14 protein-coding genes are annotated in these 15,473 nt (G+C 71.0%); 11 read left to right on the top strand and 3 right to left on the bottom strand.

Features of this window, described 5'->3' with window-relative positions:
• Positions 1-18 precede the first annotated feature (18 nt).
• Complete coding sequence (locus ABEA30_RS14130; RefSeq protein WP_345583945.1) at positions 19-1,782, top strand: proline--tRNA ligase; 1,764 nt, start codon at positions 19-21, stop codon at positions 1,780-1,782.
• Here ABEA30_RS14130 and ABEA30_RS14125 read toward each other — a convergent pair.
• On the bottom strand, positions 1,779-2,720 hold the full coding sequence (locus tag ABEA30_RS14125; protein ID WP_345583943.1) for a hypothetical protein: 942 nt from the start codon (positions 2,718-2,720) through the stop codon (positions 1,779-1,781). The genes ABEA30_RS14130 and ABEA30_RS14125 overlap by 4 nt on opposite strands.
• 68 nt (positions 2,721-2,788) lie before the next feature.
• Between ABEA30_RS14125 and rimP the strand changes: the two genes are divergently transcribed.
• The 5 genes from rimP to ABEA30_RS14100 all read left to right on the top strand — a co-directional run bounded on the left by rimP (position 2,789) and on the right by ABEA30_RS14100 (position 8,651).
• Complete coding sequence (gene rimP, locus ABEA30_RS14120) at positions 2,789-3,274, top strand: ribosome maturation factor RimP (protein ID WP_345583941.1); 486 nt, start codon at positions 2,789-2,791, stop codon at positions 3,272-3,274.
• A gap of 1 nt (position 3,275) precedes the next feature.
• On the top strand, positions 3,276-4,259 hold the full coding sequence (gene nusA / locus ABEA30_RS14115; RefSeq protein ID WP_345583939.1) for a transcription termination factor NusA: 984 nt from the start codon (positions 3,276-3,278) through the stop codon (positions 4,257-4,259).
• 136 nt (positions 4,260-4,395) lie between these two features.
• Positions 4,396-5,505, top strand: a complete 1,110-nt coding sequence (locus tag ABEA30_RS14110) for a transglycosylase family protein (RefSeq protein ID WP_345583937.1) — start codon at positions 4,396-4,398, stop codon at positions 5,503-5,505.
• A gap of 98 nt (positions 5,506-5,603) precedes the next feature.
• Positions 5,604-6,713, top strand: a complete 1,110-nt coding sequence (locus ABEA30_RS14105) for a baeRF3 domain-containing protein (protein WP_345583935.1) — start codon at positions 5,604-5,606, stop codon at positions 6,711-6,713.
• Between the two features lie 144 nt (positions 6,714-6,857).
• Complete coding sequence (locus ABEA30_RS14100) at positions 6,858-8,651, top strand: LTA synthase family protein (protein ID WP_345583933.1); 1,794 nt, start codon at positions 6,858-6,860, stop codon at positions 8,649-8,651.
• Between the two features lie 25 nt (positions 8,652-8,676).
• On the opposite strand, the gene ABEA30_RS14095 is transcribed toward ABEA30_RS14100, so the two are convergent.
• On the bottom strand, positions 8,677-9,258 hold the full coding sequence (locus tag ABEA30_RS14095; RefSeq protein WP_345583931.1) for a hypothetical protein: 582 nt from the start codon (positions 9,256-9,258) through the stop codon (positions 8,677-8,679).
• 123 nt (positions 9,259-9,381) lie between these two features.
• On the opposite strand from ABEA30_RS14095, the gene ABEA30_RS14090 reads away from it, so the two are divergent.
• The 5 genes from ABEA30_RS14090 to ABEA30_RS14070 all read left to right on the top strand — a co-directional run bounded on the left by ABEA30_RS14090 (position 9,382) and on the right by ABEA30_RS14070 (position 14,892).
• Positions 9,382-9,645 (top strand): YlxR family protein, encoded by a 264-nt coding sequence (locus ABEA30_RS14090; protein WP_345583929.1) that lies wholly within the window; start codon positions 9,382-9,384, stop codon positions 9,643-9,645.
• Between the two features lie 159 nt (positions 9,646-9,804).
• The gene (gene infB, locus ABEA30_RS14085; RefSeq protein WP_345583927.1) at positions 9,805-12,642 is read left to right on the top strand and encodes a translation initiation factor IF-2; all 2,838 of its coding nucleotides are present in this window, start codon (positions 9,805-9,807) and stop codon (positions 12,640-12,642) included.
• Positions 12,642-13,088: a 30S ribosome-binding factor RbfA gene (rbfA, locus tag ABEA30_RS14080; RefSeq protein WP_345583925.1), complete on the top strand. Its 447-nt coding sequence runs from the start codon at positions 12,642-12,644 to the stop codon at positions 13,086-13,088. Before infB ends, rbfA begins: the two co-directional genes overlap by 1 nt.
• Complete coding sequence (gene truB / locus ABEA30_RS14075; protein ID WP_345583923.1) at positions 13,085-13,963, top strand: tRNA pseudouridine(55) synthase TruB; 879 nt, start codon at positions 13,085-13,087, stop codon at positions 13,961-13,963. The genes rbfA and truB overlap by 4 nt, the downstream gene beginning before the upstream one ends.
• Positions 13,964-13,983: 20 nt before the next feature.
• Positions 13,984-14,892 (top strand): bifunctional riboflavin kinase/FAD synthetase, encoded by a 909-nt coding sequence (locus ABEA30_RS14070; protein ID WP_386086197.1) that lies wholly within the window; start codon positions 13,984-13,986, stop codon positions 14,890-14,892.
• Here the strand turns inward: ABEA30_RS14070 and ABEA30_RS14065 are convergent.
• A complete protein-coding gene (locus ABEA30_RS14065) occupies positions 14,877-15,473 on the bottom strand; it encodes a TetR/AcrR family transcriptional regulator (protein ID WP_345583919.1) in 597 nt (198 codons plus the stop codon). The genes ABEA30_RS14070 and ABEA30_RS14065 overlap by 16 nt on opposite strands.

The following is a 15,473-nucleotide window of genomic DNA, read 5'->3' as shown; positions in this document are numbered from 1 at the left end:
GATGGGTAGACTCGGCCCGTGATTTCCAAGCTCTCCTCCCTGTTCGTCCGCACGCTCCGCGACGACCCCGCGGATGCCGAGGTGCCCAGCCACCGCTGGCTGGTCCGCGCCGGCTACATCCGCCGGGCGGCGCCAGGCATCTACTCGTGGCTGCCGCTGGGCCTGAAGGTGCTGGAGAAGGTCGAGGCCATCATCCGCGAGGAGATGGACGCCATCGGTGCGCAGGAGGTGCGCTTCCCTGCGCTGCTGCCCCGTGAGCCCTACGAGGCCACCGGCCGCTGGACCGACTACGGGGACAACCTCTTCCGCGTCTCCGACCGCAAGGGCACCGACATGCTGCTCGGCCCCACGCACGAGGAGATGTTCACGCTGATGGTCAAGGACCTGTACAGCTCGTACAAGGACCTGCCGCTGTCGCTGTACCAGATCCAGACGAAGTACCGCGACGAGGCGCGGCCCCGCGCCGGGCTGCTGCGCGGCCGCGAGTTCATCATGAAGGACTCCTACTCCTTCGACGTCGACGACGAGGGGCTCGAGGCCAGCTACCAACTGCACCGCACCGCGTACCAGCGCATCTTCGAGCGCCTCGGCCTCGAGTACGTGATCGTCTCCGCGATGGCCGGCGCCATGGGCGGCTCGCGCTCCGAGGAGTTCCTGGCGGTGGCCGCCAACGGTGAGGACACCTTCGTCCGCTCACCGGGCGGTTACGCGGCCAACGTCGAGGCCGTGCGCTTCGCCGCCCCGGCGGAGCTGCCCGTCGACGAGGCGCCCGCGATGGCCGTGTTCGACACGCCCGGTGCGGGCAGCATCGGCGCCGTGGTCGAACTGCTCAACCGCGACCTGCCGGGCCGCACCTGGAGCGGTGCCGACACCCTCAAGAACGTCCTGTTCATGGTGACCGACCCCGAGGGCGGGAAGCGGCCGCTGGCCGTCGGCCTCCCGGGCGACCGCGAGGTGGACGCCAAGCGCCTTGAGGCTGCGCTGGAGCCCTCGGTCGCGGAGCCGTTCTCCGAGGAGGACTTCAAGCAGTACCCGCAGCTGGTGGTGGGCTTCATGTCCCCGGTGTCGCTCGACGGCACCCGCGTGCTCGGCAAGGAATCCTCGACGAAGATCGAGTACCTGGTGGACCCGCGCGTGGTCACCGGCACGCACTGGGTCACCGGTGCCAACGTCAAGGACCAGCACCTCACCGGCGTCACGGCCGGCCGCGACTTCACCGCCGACGGCATCCTCGACGTCGGTGACGTGCGGGAGGGCGACCCGGCGCCGGACGGCTCGGGCCCCCTCACGCTGGCCCGCGGCATCGAGATGGGCCACATCTTCCAGCTCGGCCGCAAGTACGCCGAGGCGTTGGGCCTGAAGGTGCTGGACCACAGCGGCAAGCTCGTCACCGTCACCATGGGCTCCTACGGCGTGGGGGTCTCGCGTGCGGTGGCCGCCGTCGCCGAGGCCACCAGTGACGACAAGGGCCTCAACTGGCCGCTCGCCCTCGCGCCGTTCCAGGTGCACGTGATCGCCACGGGCAAGGAGGCCGAAGTGTTCGAGGAGGCGGAGCGCATCGCGGGCGAACTCGACGGCAGGGGCCTCGACGTCCTCTACGACGACCGCAAGGCCAGCCCCGGCGTCAAGTTCGCCGACTCCGAGGTGCTCGGCATGCCGATCATCGTGGTGGTGGGCCGCGGTCTGGCCAACGGACTCGTCGAGCTGCGGATCCGTGCCACCGGCGAGAAGCGCGAGGTGGCGGTGGACAGCATCGTCGACGAGGTGCTCGCCCTCGTCTAGGCCACCCAGCCCGGCCACCAGGTGAGCGCCGTGCCGGTCTCCTGCACCGGCGCCACCTGGGCGGCCATGCCGTCGGCCCATGCAGGGTCGGGGTCAGCGGCCACCAGCCGGGCGAAGCCCTCCAGCACCTGCAGCTCCAGGTGCCCCCAGGCCTCGCGGATGGTGGCGCGGCTGTCCATGGGTGTCGGCAGCTCGAAGGCGGCCGGCTGCTCCGGCACCTGGTCGCCGAGCCGGGCGCGCAGCTCGTTGCGCAGCTCGCGGGCCGCGTTGAGCCGCGCCAGGCCGACCGGGTGCAGGGCGTCGTCGCCGCTGAGCCGGCCGAGGCCGACGCCCAGCCCGTAGATCAGCGCCCACACATGCCCCAGCAGGATCGGCAGCGAGGCGTCCAGCGTGGTGGGCTGGAGGCGGCGTGGGGCGGCATCGCCCGGGACCGGTGCCACCGAGCGCTCCGTGAGCCCCCGCACCGCCGTCGCGATCGAGGTGTAACAGAGCCGGAGGTCGCCGTGCTCGGCGTCTCCTGCCGCCGCCATGAGGGCCCGGGCGGTGTCGGCGATGGCGGCGTCGAGGCGGTTGGCGGCGGCCACGGCGTCGCTGGGGGTCGCGACCACGCCGACCGTGACCTCGAACACGTCCTGCTCGGAGTCGGACAGCGGGTCGGGTACCGCCAGCCTCGCCACGTGGGCGTCGCACTGTGCCAGCGCCGCCACGGCCCAGGGCTGGGCCTCCCATTGCGGGGAGTCGACGAGCGAGGCGACCAGCGCACGGAGGCCCGCCGTCGCCTGGTGCGCCGCGCTGGCCGTGGCCGAGCGCGTGGGCTCGGGCTCCGGCTCGGGAAGGGGGGCACGGCCCTCAGGGCCACCCGTGACCACCGGGCTCGCCGTGCAGCCGGTCGCCGAGAGCGCGAGCAGGGCCAGGGCGGTGCGGCGGCTGATGGGCATGCGGCCAGCGTAGTGGGTGGGTATGCTGGGCCTCACAATCAGGCTCACAACCGGATACGGAGACGCACATGCAAGAAGCCAAGTTGGTGGCTGTCATCGAGCCAATCCTGGCCCAGCACGGGTTGGAACTCGACAGCCTCGATGTCACCCGCATGGGGAAGCGTTCCGTGCTCCGGCTCACCGTCGACGGTGACGGCCCGCAGGGTCGCGGCCCGCTGCTCGACGACATCGCCGCCGCCTCGTCGGCGGTGTCCGCCGCGCTCGACGAGGACCCGGCTGTCGGTGACCACCCGTACACGCTCGAGGTGAGCTCCCGGGGCGTGGGCAAGCCGCTGACCGAACCCAAGCACTTCCGCCGCAACGCCACCCGCCTGGTGAAGCTGTGGCTGGCGGACGCCGAACTCACCGGCCGCATCACGGACGCCGACGACGACGGGGTCACCGTCGACGTCGACGGCGCGGAGCGCACGGTGCCGTTCGCGGACATCAACAAGGCCGTCGTCCAGGTGGAGATGAACCGCCCGGTGGACGGCGACGAGGACGAGGAGAACTGACATGGATGTCGACCTGGCATCACTGACGCTGATCGAGCGCGAGCGTGGCATCGACCGCGAGTACCTGCTCAAGACGCTCGAGGACGCGCTCCTCAACGCGTACAACAAGACCCCCAACGCCCTGCGCGGCGTCAAGGTGGAGATCAACCGCAAGACCGGCAAGGCCGCGGTGCTCGCCCCGGAGTTCAACGACGACGACGAGATCATCGGCTACTTCGACGACACTCCGGAGGACTTCGGCCGCATCGCCGCCGCCACCGCCCGCCAGGTCATCTTCCAGCGGATCCGGGAGGCGGAGGACGACCAGAAGTTCGGCCACTTCGCCGCCACCGAGGGCGACGTCATCGTCGGCGTGGTGCAGCAGGACCGCGACTCCAAGGCCGTGCGCGTGCTGATCAGCAAGGGGGACCAGGACAAGTTCGAGGCGCTCATGCCGCTGGCCGAGCAGGTGCCCGGCGAGGACTACGGCCACGGCCGACGGCTGCGCGTCTACGTGGTCAGCGTCCGCCGCGAGCTGCGCGGCCCGCAGGTGATCGTGTCGCGCACGCACCCCAACCTGGTGCGCAAGCTGTTCGCCCTCGAGGTGCCGGAGATCGGCCAGGGGGTCGTCGAGATCTGTGAGGTGGCGCGCGAGGCGGGCCACCGCACGAAGATCGCGGTGCGCTCGCTGGACCCGAACGTGTCGGCCAAGGGTGCGTTCATCGGCCCCATGGGCCAGCGCGTGCGCGCCGTGACCAACGAGCTGGGGGAGGAGAAGATCGACATCGTCGACTACTCCGACGACCCCACGGAGTTCGTGGCCGCCGCGCTGTCGCCGGCCAAGGTGCTGTCGGTGACGGTGGTCGACGAGCAGGCGCGCGCGTGCCGCGCGATCGTGCCGGACTACCAGCTCTCGCTGGCGATCGGCCGCGAGGGACAGAACGCCCGGCTGGCCGCGCGCCTGACCGGGTGGCGCATCGACATCCAGCCCGACGTGACGGCGTAGGCGGCCGCTCCGCCAGCCATCCCAGGTCGCCCCCGACTGAGAGATTCTTAGAATTCTTTTGGAATCTTCTCAGGCGGGGGTTAGTCTGTTCTCGCTGGAATCCCAGCGCACCCCGATCAGAGGACTGTTCGAGCAGATGGCGAAGAAGATCTGGACCCCGGTCATCGCAGGCGTCAGCGCATTGGCGCTGGTTGGTGGCGTGGGAGTGGCCAGCGCGCTGGACAAGAGCGATGTCACCATGGTCGTCGACGGCGTCTCCCGCACCATCGCAGTGCGTGAGAACACCGTCGCGCAGGTGCTCGAACTCGAGGGCATCGAGCCCGGCCCGCACGACGTCGTGCTGCCCGCCGCCGACACCCCGGTGGTCGACGGCCTCGAGATCAGCGTGGCCTACGCCCGCCCGCTCAACGTGTCGATCGACGGCGAGGAGCGCGAGCTGTGGACCACGGCGAAGAACGTGGGCGACGCGTTGAAGATGCTGCGCCTCGACGCGGCCGACTCCAAGCTGTCGGCATCGCGCTCGGCCGCCATCAGCCGCGAGGGGCTCTCGCTCGACATCGTCACCGCCAAGGACTACACGCTCACGGCGGGCGGGGCGACCACCCCGAAGCGCCTGGCCGGCACCGTCGCCGACGCGCTCGCCGAGGCGGGCATCACGCCGGATGCCGATGACAAGCTGAGCCCTGCTGCCGAGACCCAACTCGAGGACGGCATGGAGATCGTCTTCGTCCGGGTCGACGTGAAGCCCTCGACGAAGACCGTCGCGGTGGCTTTCGACAAGACCACGGTCAAGTCCGACGACATGCTGAAGGGCGACGAGAAGGTCACCACCAAGGGCGTGCCCGGGGAGAACCTCGAGACCTACACCAACGTCTACGAGGACGGCGTGCTGAAGTCCTCCCAGCTCGCCTCCACGGAGGTGGTCAAGGAGCCCGTCACGCAGGTCACCACCGTCGGTACCAAGGTGGTGCCGGTGGCCACGTCCTCGTCCTCCGGTGAGGGCCTGGACCTGCGCCGTGCCTCGATGTGGGACCGCATCGCCCGATGCGAGTCCACCAACCGCTGGAACATCAACACCGGCAACGGCTACTACGGCGGCCTCCAGTTCAACCTGCAGACCTGGCGCAGCGTCGGCGGCACCGACTTCGCCGCGTACCCGCACCAGGCCACCCGCGAGGAGCAGATCACGGTTGCCAACCGGCTGTACGACCAGCGCGGCCTCCAGCCGTGGGGCTGCAAGCCCTGACCCGTCCAGGCAGTGGGGCCATGGCCCTCCCCATCGCCTTGCCTGCTGAGTAGTGTGGAGGTTCCACGGAAACCGGACCCCAACGAAAGGCAAGGCCCATGACCGAACGGAAACTGCCCAACCTCGACATCGTCGACGAGGACTTCCTCGCCCAGGCGACCACCAACCAGGGGCCATGGGTGACCATCCTGTTGCCCACCCAGCGCACCGGTCGGGAGACGCTCGCCGCGCGCTCCCAGTACCAGAACCTCGTCAAGCTCGCCGAGTCCGAACTCCAGCGCAGGGGAGGGGCCGAGGAGGTGCTGGCGGCCCTGCACCGACTGGTCGAGGACCGCACCTTCTGGCTGAGCCAGTCAGACGGCCTGGCGGTGTACGCCGCTCCCGGCCTGCTGCGCACCTTCCGGCTGCCCATGTCGCTGCCCGAGGAGGCGTGTGTCGCCGACCATCCGCGCCTCGCCCCGCTCGCCGGCGCGTTGTCGGCAGTCGGCGGCTCGTTCGACCTCCTGGCGCTCGCGGCCAACAGCGTGCGGCTGTTCGAGGGCACCCGCAACTCGATCGGCGAACTGGCCTTCCGCGACGACACCCCGACGGGCGTCGACGAGGTGCCCACCCATGGCCACGAGACCCAGTTGCAGAGCTCGGCCCAGAGCCGCGGCGGCGACTTCGCGAACTTCCACGGCCACGGCGGCGACCGTGACGTCGCGGCGGCAGAGCTCGAGCGGCTGTTCCGTGGCGTGGCCATCGGCGTCGACGACGTGCTGGGCAGGGGAGCCGACAGGCCGTTGGTGCTGGCCGGGGTCGCCGAGCACGGGGCGACGTTCCGCGCGATCAGCACGCGCAAGAACATCGTCGACGACATGGTCACCGGCAACGTCGAGCACCTGAGCGCCGAGGAACTGCACGAGAGGGCCTGGCCCATCGCCGAGCAGGCCCTGCGCAAGGACGACGCCGCGCTGACGGACCGCTACAACGAGCTCGTCGGCACCGGCAAGGCCTCCGATGACGTGGCCTACATCGCCAGGGCCGCGGAGGAGGGGCGCGTCGACACCCTCCTGCTGCGTCGGCCGACGACGGCACCGGACGGACAGCCGCGCCTGGTGACCGACGAGGTGGACGCCGTCATCGTGCACACCCTGCGCAACTCCGGCGCCCTCGCCGTCACCGCGGACGAGGCAGCCCCGGCGGTGCGGGCCATCTTCCGCTACTGAGGCTCTGCCCCGTCACGCTCCGGTAACGGGCCTTTGGGGCAGGGGGCGGCGGGAAGTAGCATGGCGGAACCTATGACTGTTCACCGTGCGTTCACGTCCCGTTCATCAGGCGAACGGAAGCCATGGGGACGGCTGGCCGTCCTCGTGGTTCCCTTCGCCGTGCTCGGCGTCTGGCTCAAGATTGTCCGCATCGACCGGTTCTTCCCCCGTGCCGGCCTCGCCGAGACGGCTGCCAAGACCTCCTCCGACATCGCGTTCGGCCTGTTCTGGTGCCTCCTGTGGGCGGTCGTGCTGCTGTACGTGCGCAAGTCCCGGCGACGAACGGTCGTCGTCCTGCTGGCCCAACTCGCCACCGCTGTCGTCGGTGCCTTCATGGTGCTCAACCACGCCTACGCGATGCGCACCGGCAACCCCCTGACGCTCTCGCAGATCTCCCTCGCGGTGCGCGAGGCCGAGGCGATGTCGGGCCTGCTCGGCTCGCAGGTCACGCCGTCGTTCATCGCGTTGCTGAGCGGCGTCGTCGCCTGGGCGCTGGTGGCCCCGTTCCTGCTGGGGCGGCCGTTCGAGCGACTCTTCAGGCGTGAGGCGGGCCCGGCCGTGCGACGACTGGGGCTGGCCGGGGTGGTCATCCTCCTCCTGGCGGCCACGTGGACCGCCCCGACGGCGTCCGCCGCCTTCTCCCTGGCGCCCGCGGTGCAGCTGGCCGTCTCGCCGCTGCGCGAGGCGGCGGCCTATCCCGAGGCCCTGGCGTCCGAGGGCCCGCTGCCCGACCCGGACCGCACGCGCCTCGTGCCACGCGCCGGCGTGGAGCCGCGCAACCTGGTGATCATCACGCTCGAGTCGCAGCGCGCCACGTCCACGCTCCCGGAGACCAGGCAGCCCGTGACGCCGGTGCTCGACGCCCTGGCCGAGCAGAGCGTGCGGCCCGAGCGGGGCTACACAGTGCTGCCGCACACGTCGAAGTCCCTGGTGTCGATCCACTGCGGCATGGCGCCGCCCCCGGACAGCGACAACAGCGAGGCGAGCGAGGACGGGCTGCCGCAGCGCTGCATCCCCGAACTGCTGGCCGAGCAGGGCTACGACACTGCCTTCTTCCAGTCGGCCACGGAGCACTTCGAGCGGCGCCGCGACACCGTGGCCAACCTCGGCTTCCACAAGTTCACGCCGGTGGACCGGATGGACAAGACGGGCTTCAACAAGGCCAACTACTTCGGCTACGAGGACGACATCATGCTCGAGCCAGCGCGTCGCTGGCTCAGCACCCAGGACGGGCCGTTCCTGCTCAGCATGCTGACGGTCACGGCCCACCACGACTACAAGTTGCAGGGCTACGAACCCATCGACTTCGTCGACCAGCCGCTGCTGAACAAGTACCTCAACAGCGTGCACGTGCAGGACCGGTTCGTCGGCAACGTCATCGAGATGTTCAAGGAACTGGGCCTCTACGAGGACACCGTGTTCGTGATCACCGGCGACCACGGGGAGGGCTTCGGCGAGCACCAGCTCTACCAGCACGACAACACGATCTACGAAGAGGGCATCCGGATCCCGATGATGATCCACGACCCGCAGCGGGGACCCGAGCTCATCGAGGGGCCGGCGAACCAGTTGGCGCTCCTCCCCACGGCGGTCGACGCACTGGGCTTCGACCTCGCCACGGACGTCGACTACCGACCGTCGCTGTACAGCGGCGAACCCCAGGGGCCGGTCGTGGTGAGCTGCTGGGTGCGCGGTCGGTGCACGGCGGTGCTCGACGGCGACCGCAAGCTGATCCACCACTTCGGCGACCGCCGCGACGAGGTCTTCGACGTGAGCGTGGACCCGTTCGAGCGCAACGACATCGTGGAGGAGGCCGACGAGGACTGGATGGAGAGTCGGCGCGAGATCGCGGTGGGCTGGTACCTCGACGCGGAACGCTGGTACGCGCCGGGGGAATGACCCCCCGGCGCGCGGTGCGGTGCCCTCAGCGGTGTCCGCCGCGGACCCCGACGATGCCTGCCTCGATGGCCTTCTGCACGGCGTCGGCCTCGGTCTGCGTCAGGGTGCCGTCGGTGACGGCCTGGTCGAGCACCTCCTGTGCGTCGGCGGCGCGTTCGGCCTCGAACTGCGTGCGCAACTCGTCGAGTGCGTCGTCGACCGTGGCCCGGTCGATGCCGAGCTCCGACGCCAGCGCCTCGGCAAGCGCTTCCTGGCGTTCCTCGGGGGTGCCGGAGTCGCCGTCGCGGACGGCGTCCATGGCCTCGTCCAGCGCGTCGGCCAGCGCGGCCTCCTCGACCCCCAGCTTCTCCGCCAGTGCCGAGAGGTCCATGCCCCCCAAGCCGCCCATGCCGTGCATGCCACCGCGGTGGTGGCCGCCGGGGCCGCGCTCGTCCCAGGCCCGTCCGCGCCCGGTGTCATCCTGTTGTGAGGGGGCTGCCGTGTCGTCGGCGGAGGCCGTTGGCGACGCGGTGGGGGTGGGCGTCTCGGCGTTGGCGAGCGTGGCGGCGCCCAGGCCGAAGCCGGCCGCCATGGCTGCCGCGGACACTGCGGCGATGGTCTTGTTCATGGGTGATCCCTTCGTGGTGGCGGCGGGCGCTGTTGCCCGCTGCCCCCACGCTCCCGCGCGCGGCTGTGGTGCGGCTGTGCGCCGGCTGGGGGAGCGCTGCGAAGTGGCACTAGGCTGGGCGCCGTGACCCCCCAACGCACCTGCATCGGGTGCCGCGCCGTCGACGACCAGGATGCACTCGTCCGGCTCGTGCGCCGAGACACCACCGTGCTCGACGGCACCGCGCCGCGCCTGCCGGGCCGGGGCGCCTACCTGCATGCCCGGTGCCTCGAGTTGGCAGAACGCCGCCACGCCATCCGCCGGACGTTCGGTCCGGGGGCCGAGCTCGACCCGGCCGCGCGTGAGGCCATCGCCCGAAGTGGAAGCGGCGGGGCAGGCGCGTTATGATGGTGGGCGGCCTGCGCAGTGCGCGGCCACATCGTTCCACGCCCGGAAGGGCGACAACCAGAAGGTGGGCTGGAAGCTGATGACCACTCGATGAGTACCCAACGATGACCAAACACAACTAGGTCCGCGCCTTGGAGGTCGGGCCGCTGAAGGAGAGTAGTGGCAAAGCCTCGCGTCCACGAGATCGCCAAGGAAATTGGAAAGACCAGCAAGGAACTGCTGACCTGGCTGGGCGAGAACGGTGAATACGTTCGCGGCCCGTCCTCGACGTTGGAAGCGCCCGTAGTGCGCCGCGTCCGGGAGGCGTTCTCCGCCAAGGGCGGAGATGCGGCCCCGGCCAAGCAGTCCAAGCCCGCACCGAAGGCGGAGGCTCCGGCCCCCGTCGTCGAGTCGCACCCCGACGTCCCCGTCGCCACCCCCGGCGCGCCCGACCCGTCGGCACCCGCGGTGACCGATGCGCCGCCCGCGCCCGCACGTCCCCAGGCCGCACCGCGTCCGACGCCCGGCCCCAAGCTTCCGTCGGCCGCGCCGAAGCCCGGCGCCCCGGCCGCCAGGCCAGGGGCACCCGCTGCCCCGAAGCAGCCGGCCCCCCCGGCGGCGCGCCCCGGCGCACCCAAGCCCGGTGCCCCCGCACCGCGTCCCCAGGCCCCGGCTCCCGGCCCGCGCAAGCCCGCCGCGCCGCGGCCCGGCAACAACCCGTTCGCTCCCGCACAGGGCATGGGCACGCAGCAGCGTCGCCCTCGTCCCGACGGCGCACCGCGTCGTGAGGGCGGCGCCCCGCGTCCGGGTGGCACCGGCGGCCTGCCCTCGATGCCGCGTCCCGGCGGCACGGGCGGCCTTCCCGGCATGCCCCGCCCCAACCCCGCCATGATGCCGAAGCAGGCGAACCCGACGCTCGGGCGCGCAGGCGGCCGCGGTCGCGGTGCTGCCGGTGGCCCCGGCCGTGGTCGTCCCGGCGCAGGCGCTCCGGGTCGTCCGGGTGCTGGCGGCGGCGCTCCGGCGTTCGGCTCCGGCCCGATGGGCGGTGGCCCCGGCGGCGGTGGCGGTCGCGGTGGTGGCGCAGGCCGCGGCCGTGGCGGCACGCAGGGTGCCTTCGGTCGTGGCGGTGGCGCAGGCCGCCGTCGCAAGTCGAAGAAGCAGCGCAGGCAAGAGTTCGACCAGATGGAGGCGCCGGCGATCGGCGGCGTGCGCGTCCGCAAGGGCGACGGCCAGACCGTCCGCCTCCGTCGTGGCGCCTCGCTGACGGACCTCGCCGAGAAGATCGGCGTGGACGCGGCCTCGCTCGTGCAGGTGCTGTTCCACCTGGGTGAGATGGTGACCGCCACGCAGTCGGTCGCCGACGACACGCTCGAGGTGTTGGGCGCCGAGCTCGACTACAACATCGAGGTCGTCTCGCCCGAGGACGAGGACCGCGAGCTGCTCGAGAGCTTCGACCTGGAGTTCGGCGAGGACCTCGGCGACGAGGACGACCTGGAGGCCCGCCCGCCGGTCGTGACCGTCATGGGCCACGTCGACCACGGCAAGACCCGCCTGCTCGACTCGCTGCGCCACGCCAACGTCGTGGCGGGTGAGGCCGGTGGCATCACCCAGGCCATCGGCGCCTACCAGGTCGAGACCGAGGTCGACGACCAGGACCGCCGCATCACGTTCATCGACACCCCCGGTCACGAGGCGTTCACCGCCATGCGTGCCCGTGGTGCCAAGTCGACCGACATCGCGGTGCTCGTGGTGGCTGCCGACGACGGCGTGATGCCGCAGACCATCGAGGCGCTCAACCACGCCCAGGCTGCCGACGTCCCGATCGTCGTGGCCGTCAACAAGATCGACAAGGAGACCGCTGACCCCACGCGCGTTCGTGGCCAGCTGTCCGAGTTCGGCCTGGTGCCGGAGGAGTACGGCGGCGACACCCAGTTCGTCGACGTGTCCGCCGCCACCCGCCAGGGCCTGCCGGAACTGCTCGAGGCCATCGTGCTGACCGCGGATGCCGCGCTCGACCTGCGCGCCAACCCGGACATGCCGGCCCAGGGCGTCGCGATCGAAGCGCACCTCGACAAGGGCCGCGGCCCCGTGGCCACCGTCCTGGTGCACCGCGGCACGCTGCGCATCGGCGACTCGATCGTCGCGGGCTCGGCACACGGCCGCGTCCGTGCGCTGATCAACGACCAGGGTGAGAACCTCACCGAGGCCCCGCCGTCGATGCCCGTCCAGGTGCTCGGCCTGACGTCGGTCCCCGGCGCAGGCGACAACTTCCTGGTCGTCGACGACGACCGCATGGCCCGCCAGATCGCCGACAAGCGTGAGGCACGCATGCGCGCCGCCCAGCAGGCCAAGTCCGGCCGTCGCAAGACGCTCGACCAGCTGTTCGAGCAGCTCGAGAAGGGCGAGACGCAGGAACTGCTGCTCATCCTCAAGGGCGACGGCGCCGGTTCGGTGGAGGCCCTCGAGGACGCGCTCAGCGGCATCGAGGTCGGCGAAGAGGTCTCGCTGCGTGTCATCGACCGCGGTGTCGGTGCCATCACCGAGACCAACGTGTCGCTGGCCGCGGCGTCCAAGGCCGTCATCATCGGCTTCAACGTGCGGCCCACGCCGCACGCAGCCCAGATGGCGGACCGCGAGAACGTCGACATCCGCTTCTACTCGGTGATCTACTCGGCCATCGACGAGATCGAGGCCGCGCTCAAGGGCATGCTCAAGCCGATCTACAAGGAGGAGGTGCGAGGCCAGGCGGAGATCCGCGAGGTCTTCCGTTCCTCCAAGTTCGGCAACATCGCCGGTTGCATGGTCACCGACGGCACCATCAAGCGCAACGCCAAGGCCCGCCTGCTGCGCGACGGCGTGGTCATCTCGGAGACGTCGATCGCGTCGCTGCGCCGTGAGAAGGACGACGCCACTGAGGTCCGCGAGGGCTTCGAGTGCGGCATCACGCTCACCTACAGCGACATCAAGATCGGTGACGTCATCGAGACGTTCGAGATGGTGGAAGTGGAGCGTGAGTGATGGTCGGACCCCGTAACGCCAAGCTCGCCGACCAGATCAAGGTCATCCTGGCCTCGACGATCGACCGGCGTGTGAAGGACCCCCGTCTGGGCTTCGTCACGATCACGGAGGTGCGGCTGACCGGCGACAACCGGGAGGCCACCGCCTTCTACACCGTGCTCGGCGACGACGAGGACCGTGCGGGCAGCGCCGCGGCGCTGGAATCGGCCAAGGGCATGCTGCGCTCCACCGTGGGCCAGCAGTTGGGCATGAAGTTCACGCCCACGCTGGAGTTCGTCCTCGACGCCACGCCGGACTCGGCGCGGCACATCGAGGACCTCCTGGCCCAGGTGCAGGCCAGCGACGCGGCCGCGGCCGCCGCTGCTGCGGGCAAGGAGTTCGCCGGCGAGGCGGACCCCTACCGCAAGCCGCGCGAGGCCTCGGACGAAGCCGCCGACGAAGAGTGAGCAACGCACAACCGGCCGCCACCTCGGGCGTGGTGATCATCGACAAGGAGTCGGGGGTCACCTCGCACCAAGTGGTCGGCCGGTTGCGCCGTCTCCTGGGCACCCGGAAGATCGGCCACGCCGGCACGCTCGACCCGATGGCCACGGGCGTGCTGATCCTCGGCGTCAACCGCGCCACCCGCCTGCTGGGCCACCTGGCCCTGCACGACAAGCGGTACCTGGCCACCGTGCGGCTGGGCCAGTCCTCGCACAGCGATGACGCCGACGGCGACCTCACCGACGTCGCGGACGCCTCCGTCGTGACCCGCGAACAGCTCGAGGCTGCGCTCGTGCCGCTGCGGGGTGACATCCTGCAACGGCCCAGCGCCGTCTCCGCCATCAAGGTGGACGGGAAGCGGGCCCATGCCCGCGTCCGCGCGGGCGAGTCGGTCGAACTCCCCGCCCGGCCCGTGACCGTGGCCCGGCTGGACGTCCTCGGCGTGCGGCCGTCGGGCACGTACCTCGACGTCGACATCGACGTGGAGTGCTCGTCGGGCACCTACATCCGCGCGATCGCCCGAGACCTGGGCGAGGCGCTCGGCGTGGGCGGCCACCTGACGGCCCTGCGTCGCACGCGCATCGGTGGTTACTCGATCGACGACGCCGTGCCGCTGGGCGACGAGGCGCCCGCCCTCATGAGCATGGCGCAGGCCGCTCGGCTCAGCTTCCCGGTGGTCGAGCTCACCGAGGACGAGGCCCGCGACGTCGGCTACGGCCGCCCCCTCCAGCGGCCCGTGCCGGCCAACCCCACCGGTGTGATCGGCCCCGACGGAGACCTGCTGGCGCTCTACCAACCGGACGGGGATGGCTCCAGGCCGGTTGCGGTGTTGGTGTGAGCGTGCCAGATTTAGGCGATGTGGAGACTCCCGTGACTGAATCCGTGGTCGTGATCGGCAACTTCGACGGCGTGCACACCGGGCACCAACAGGTGCTCGCCGAGGCCACCCGAGACGTCGCCCATCCGCTGGTGGTCCTGACCTTCTGGCCGCACCCGGTGACGGTGCTGCGCCCGGACAAGGCGCCCAAGCTCCTGAGCGACCTCCGCTCGCGCATCGACCTGCTCAAGCAGGCCGGTGCCCACGAGGTGCGCGTGATCCAGTTCAACGAGGAGGTCGCCAACCTCTCGCCCGCCGAGTTCGTCGAGCGCTTCCTGGCGCCCCTCCACCCCGTCCGTGTCGTGGTGGGTGAGAACTTCCGCTTCGGCCACCGGGCCTCCGGGGACGTGAGCACGCTGGCTGAACTGGGGGAGGGCCGCTTCGAGGTGCTGCCCCTGCCCTTGACCACCGTCGACGACGAGGTGTCGTGCTCCACGAGCATCCGGTCGCTGCTGGGCGAGGGTGACGTCGCCACGGCGGCCCAGCACCTGGGCCGGCCGTTCCGGTTCCGTGGCGTCGTGGTCGTGGGGGACCAGCGCGGGCGAGAACTGGGCTACCCCACTGCGAACCTCACCGTGCCGCGTGACATGGCGGTGCCCGCAGACGGGGTGTACGCCGGGTGGGTCACCGTGCTGGACCAGCCGGGGGCCGAGCCCATGCCGGCGGCCATCTCGGTGGGCACCAACCCCACGTTCGACGGCTCCGACCGGCGGGTGGAGAGCTACGTCCTGGACCGCACGGACCTGGAGCTCTACGGCTCGGAGATCGCCGTCGACTTCGTCGACCGGCTGCGCGGCCAGGTGCGCTTCGACGGCATCGAGGCCCTCATCGAACAGATGGGCGCAGACGTCGAGGCGACCCGCAGCGCCCTGGGTCAGACGCGCCAGTAGCAGACGGAGGCCCGCAGCAGCGTCTCGAACGCGGGCCCGCGGTCCTCGCTGGCGTCGGCCAGCAGCGAATGCGTCATGAGCCCGTCGAGCTCCAACGCGACGAAGCCGTGCACCGTGGCCCACAGGTGCGTGACGATCTCGTGCGGGTCGCCGCGGAGGAGGTTCGCCTCGATGCAGCGCCCGACGCACTCGAGCAGCGGCTCGACGGTCGGGCGGGTGCGCTCGCGGATCTCGGCGGGGGAGTCGGCGTGCCGACGGCCGAACATCACGGGGTACATGTGGGTGTGTTTCAGCGCCCAGCGGCGGTAGAGCAAGCCCATCGTGAAGAGGTCCACCAGCGGCCGGTCAGTCGCGCGGACGACGGTGGCCTGCGCGAAGCTGGTGATGGCCCGTTGGTAGACGGCGTCGAGCAGGGCGTCGCGCGAGCCGTAGAGCGAGTAGATCGCCGAGGTGGACGTACCGGCGGAATGCGTGATCCGGCGCAGGCTGAGGGATTCCGGACCCTCGAGGCCGACGATCCTGGTCGCCTCCTCCAGGAGGACCTCAGCGAGTGCCTCGTCGTGAACCCTCGGGCGCGCCAT

Source organism: Tessaracoccus lubricantis (genome assembly GCF_039544535.1).
GTDB classification, from domain to species: domain Bacteria; phylum Actinomycetota; class Actinomycetes; order Propionibacteriales; family Propionibacteriaceae; genus Arachnia; species Arachnia lubricantis.
The sequence above is the reverse complement of the archived record's forward strand: the minus strand, read 5'-3'. Positions and strand labels throughout refer to the sequence as shown.

What these genes read in the sequence shown, in the direction of transcription:
- ABEA30_RS14125 (WP_345583943.1), bottom strand. Translation starts at nt 2,720, where the DNA reads ATGCCCATCAGCCGCCGCACCGCCCTGGCCCTGCTCGCGCTCTCGGCG.
- rimP (WP_345583941.1), top strand. Translation starts at nt 2,789, where the DNA reads ATGCAAGAAGCCAAGTTGGTGGCTGTCATCGAGCCAATCCTGGCCCAG.
- nusA (WP_345583939.1), top strand. Translation starts at nt 3,276, where the DNA reads ATGGATGTCGACCTGGCATCACTGACGCTGATCGAGCGCGAGCGTGGC.
- ABEA30_RS14110 (WP_345583937.1), top strand. Translation starts at nt 4,396, where the DNA reads ATGGCGAAGAAGATCTGGACCCCGGTCATCGCAGGCGTCAGCGCATTG.
- ABEA30_RS14105 (WP_345583935.1), top strand. Translation starts at nt 5,604, where the DNA reads ATGACCGAACGGAAACTGCCCAACCTCGACATCGTCGACGAGGACTTC.
- ABEA30_RS14095 (WP_345583931.1), bottom strand. Translation starts at nt 9,258, where the DNA reads ATGAACAAGACCATCGCCGCAGTGTCCGCGGCAGCCATGGCGGCCGGC.
- rbfA (WP_345583925.1), top strand. Translation starts at nt 12,642, where the DNA reads ATGGTCGGACCCCGTAACGCCAAGCTCGCCGACCAGATCAAGGTCATC.
- ABEA30_RS14065 (WP_345583919.1), bottom strand. Translation starts at nt 15,473, where the DNA reads ATGGCGCGCCCGAGGGTTCACGACGAGGCACTCGCTGAGGTCCTCCTG.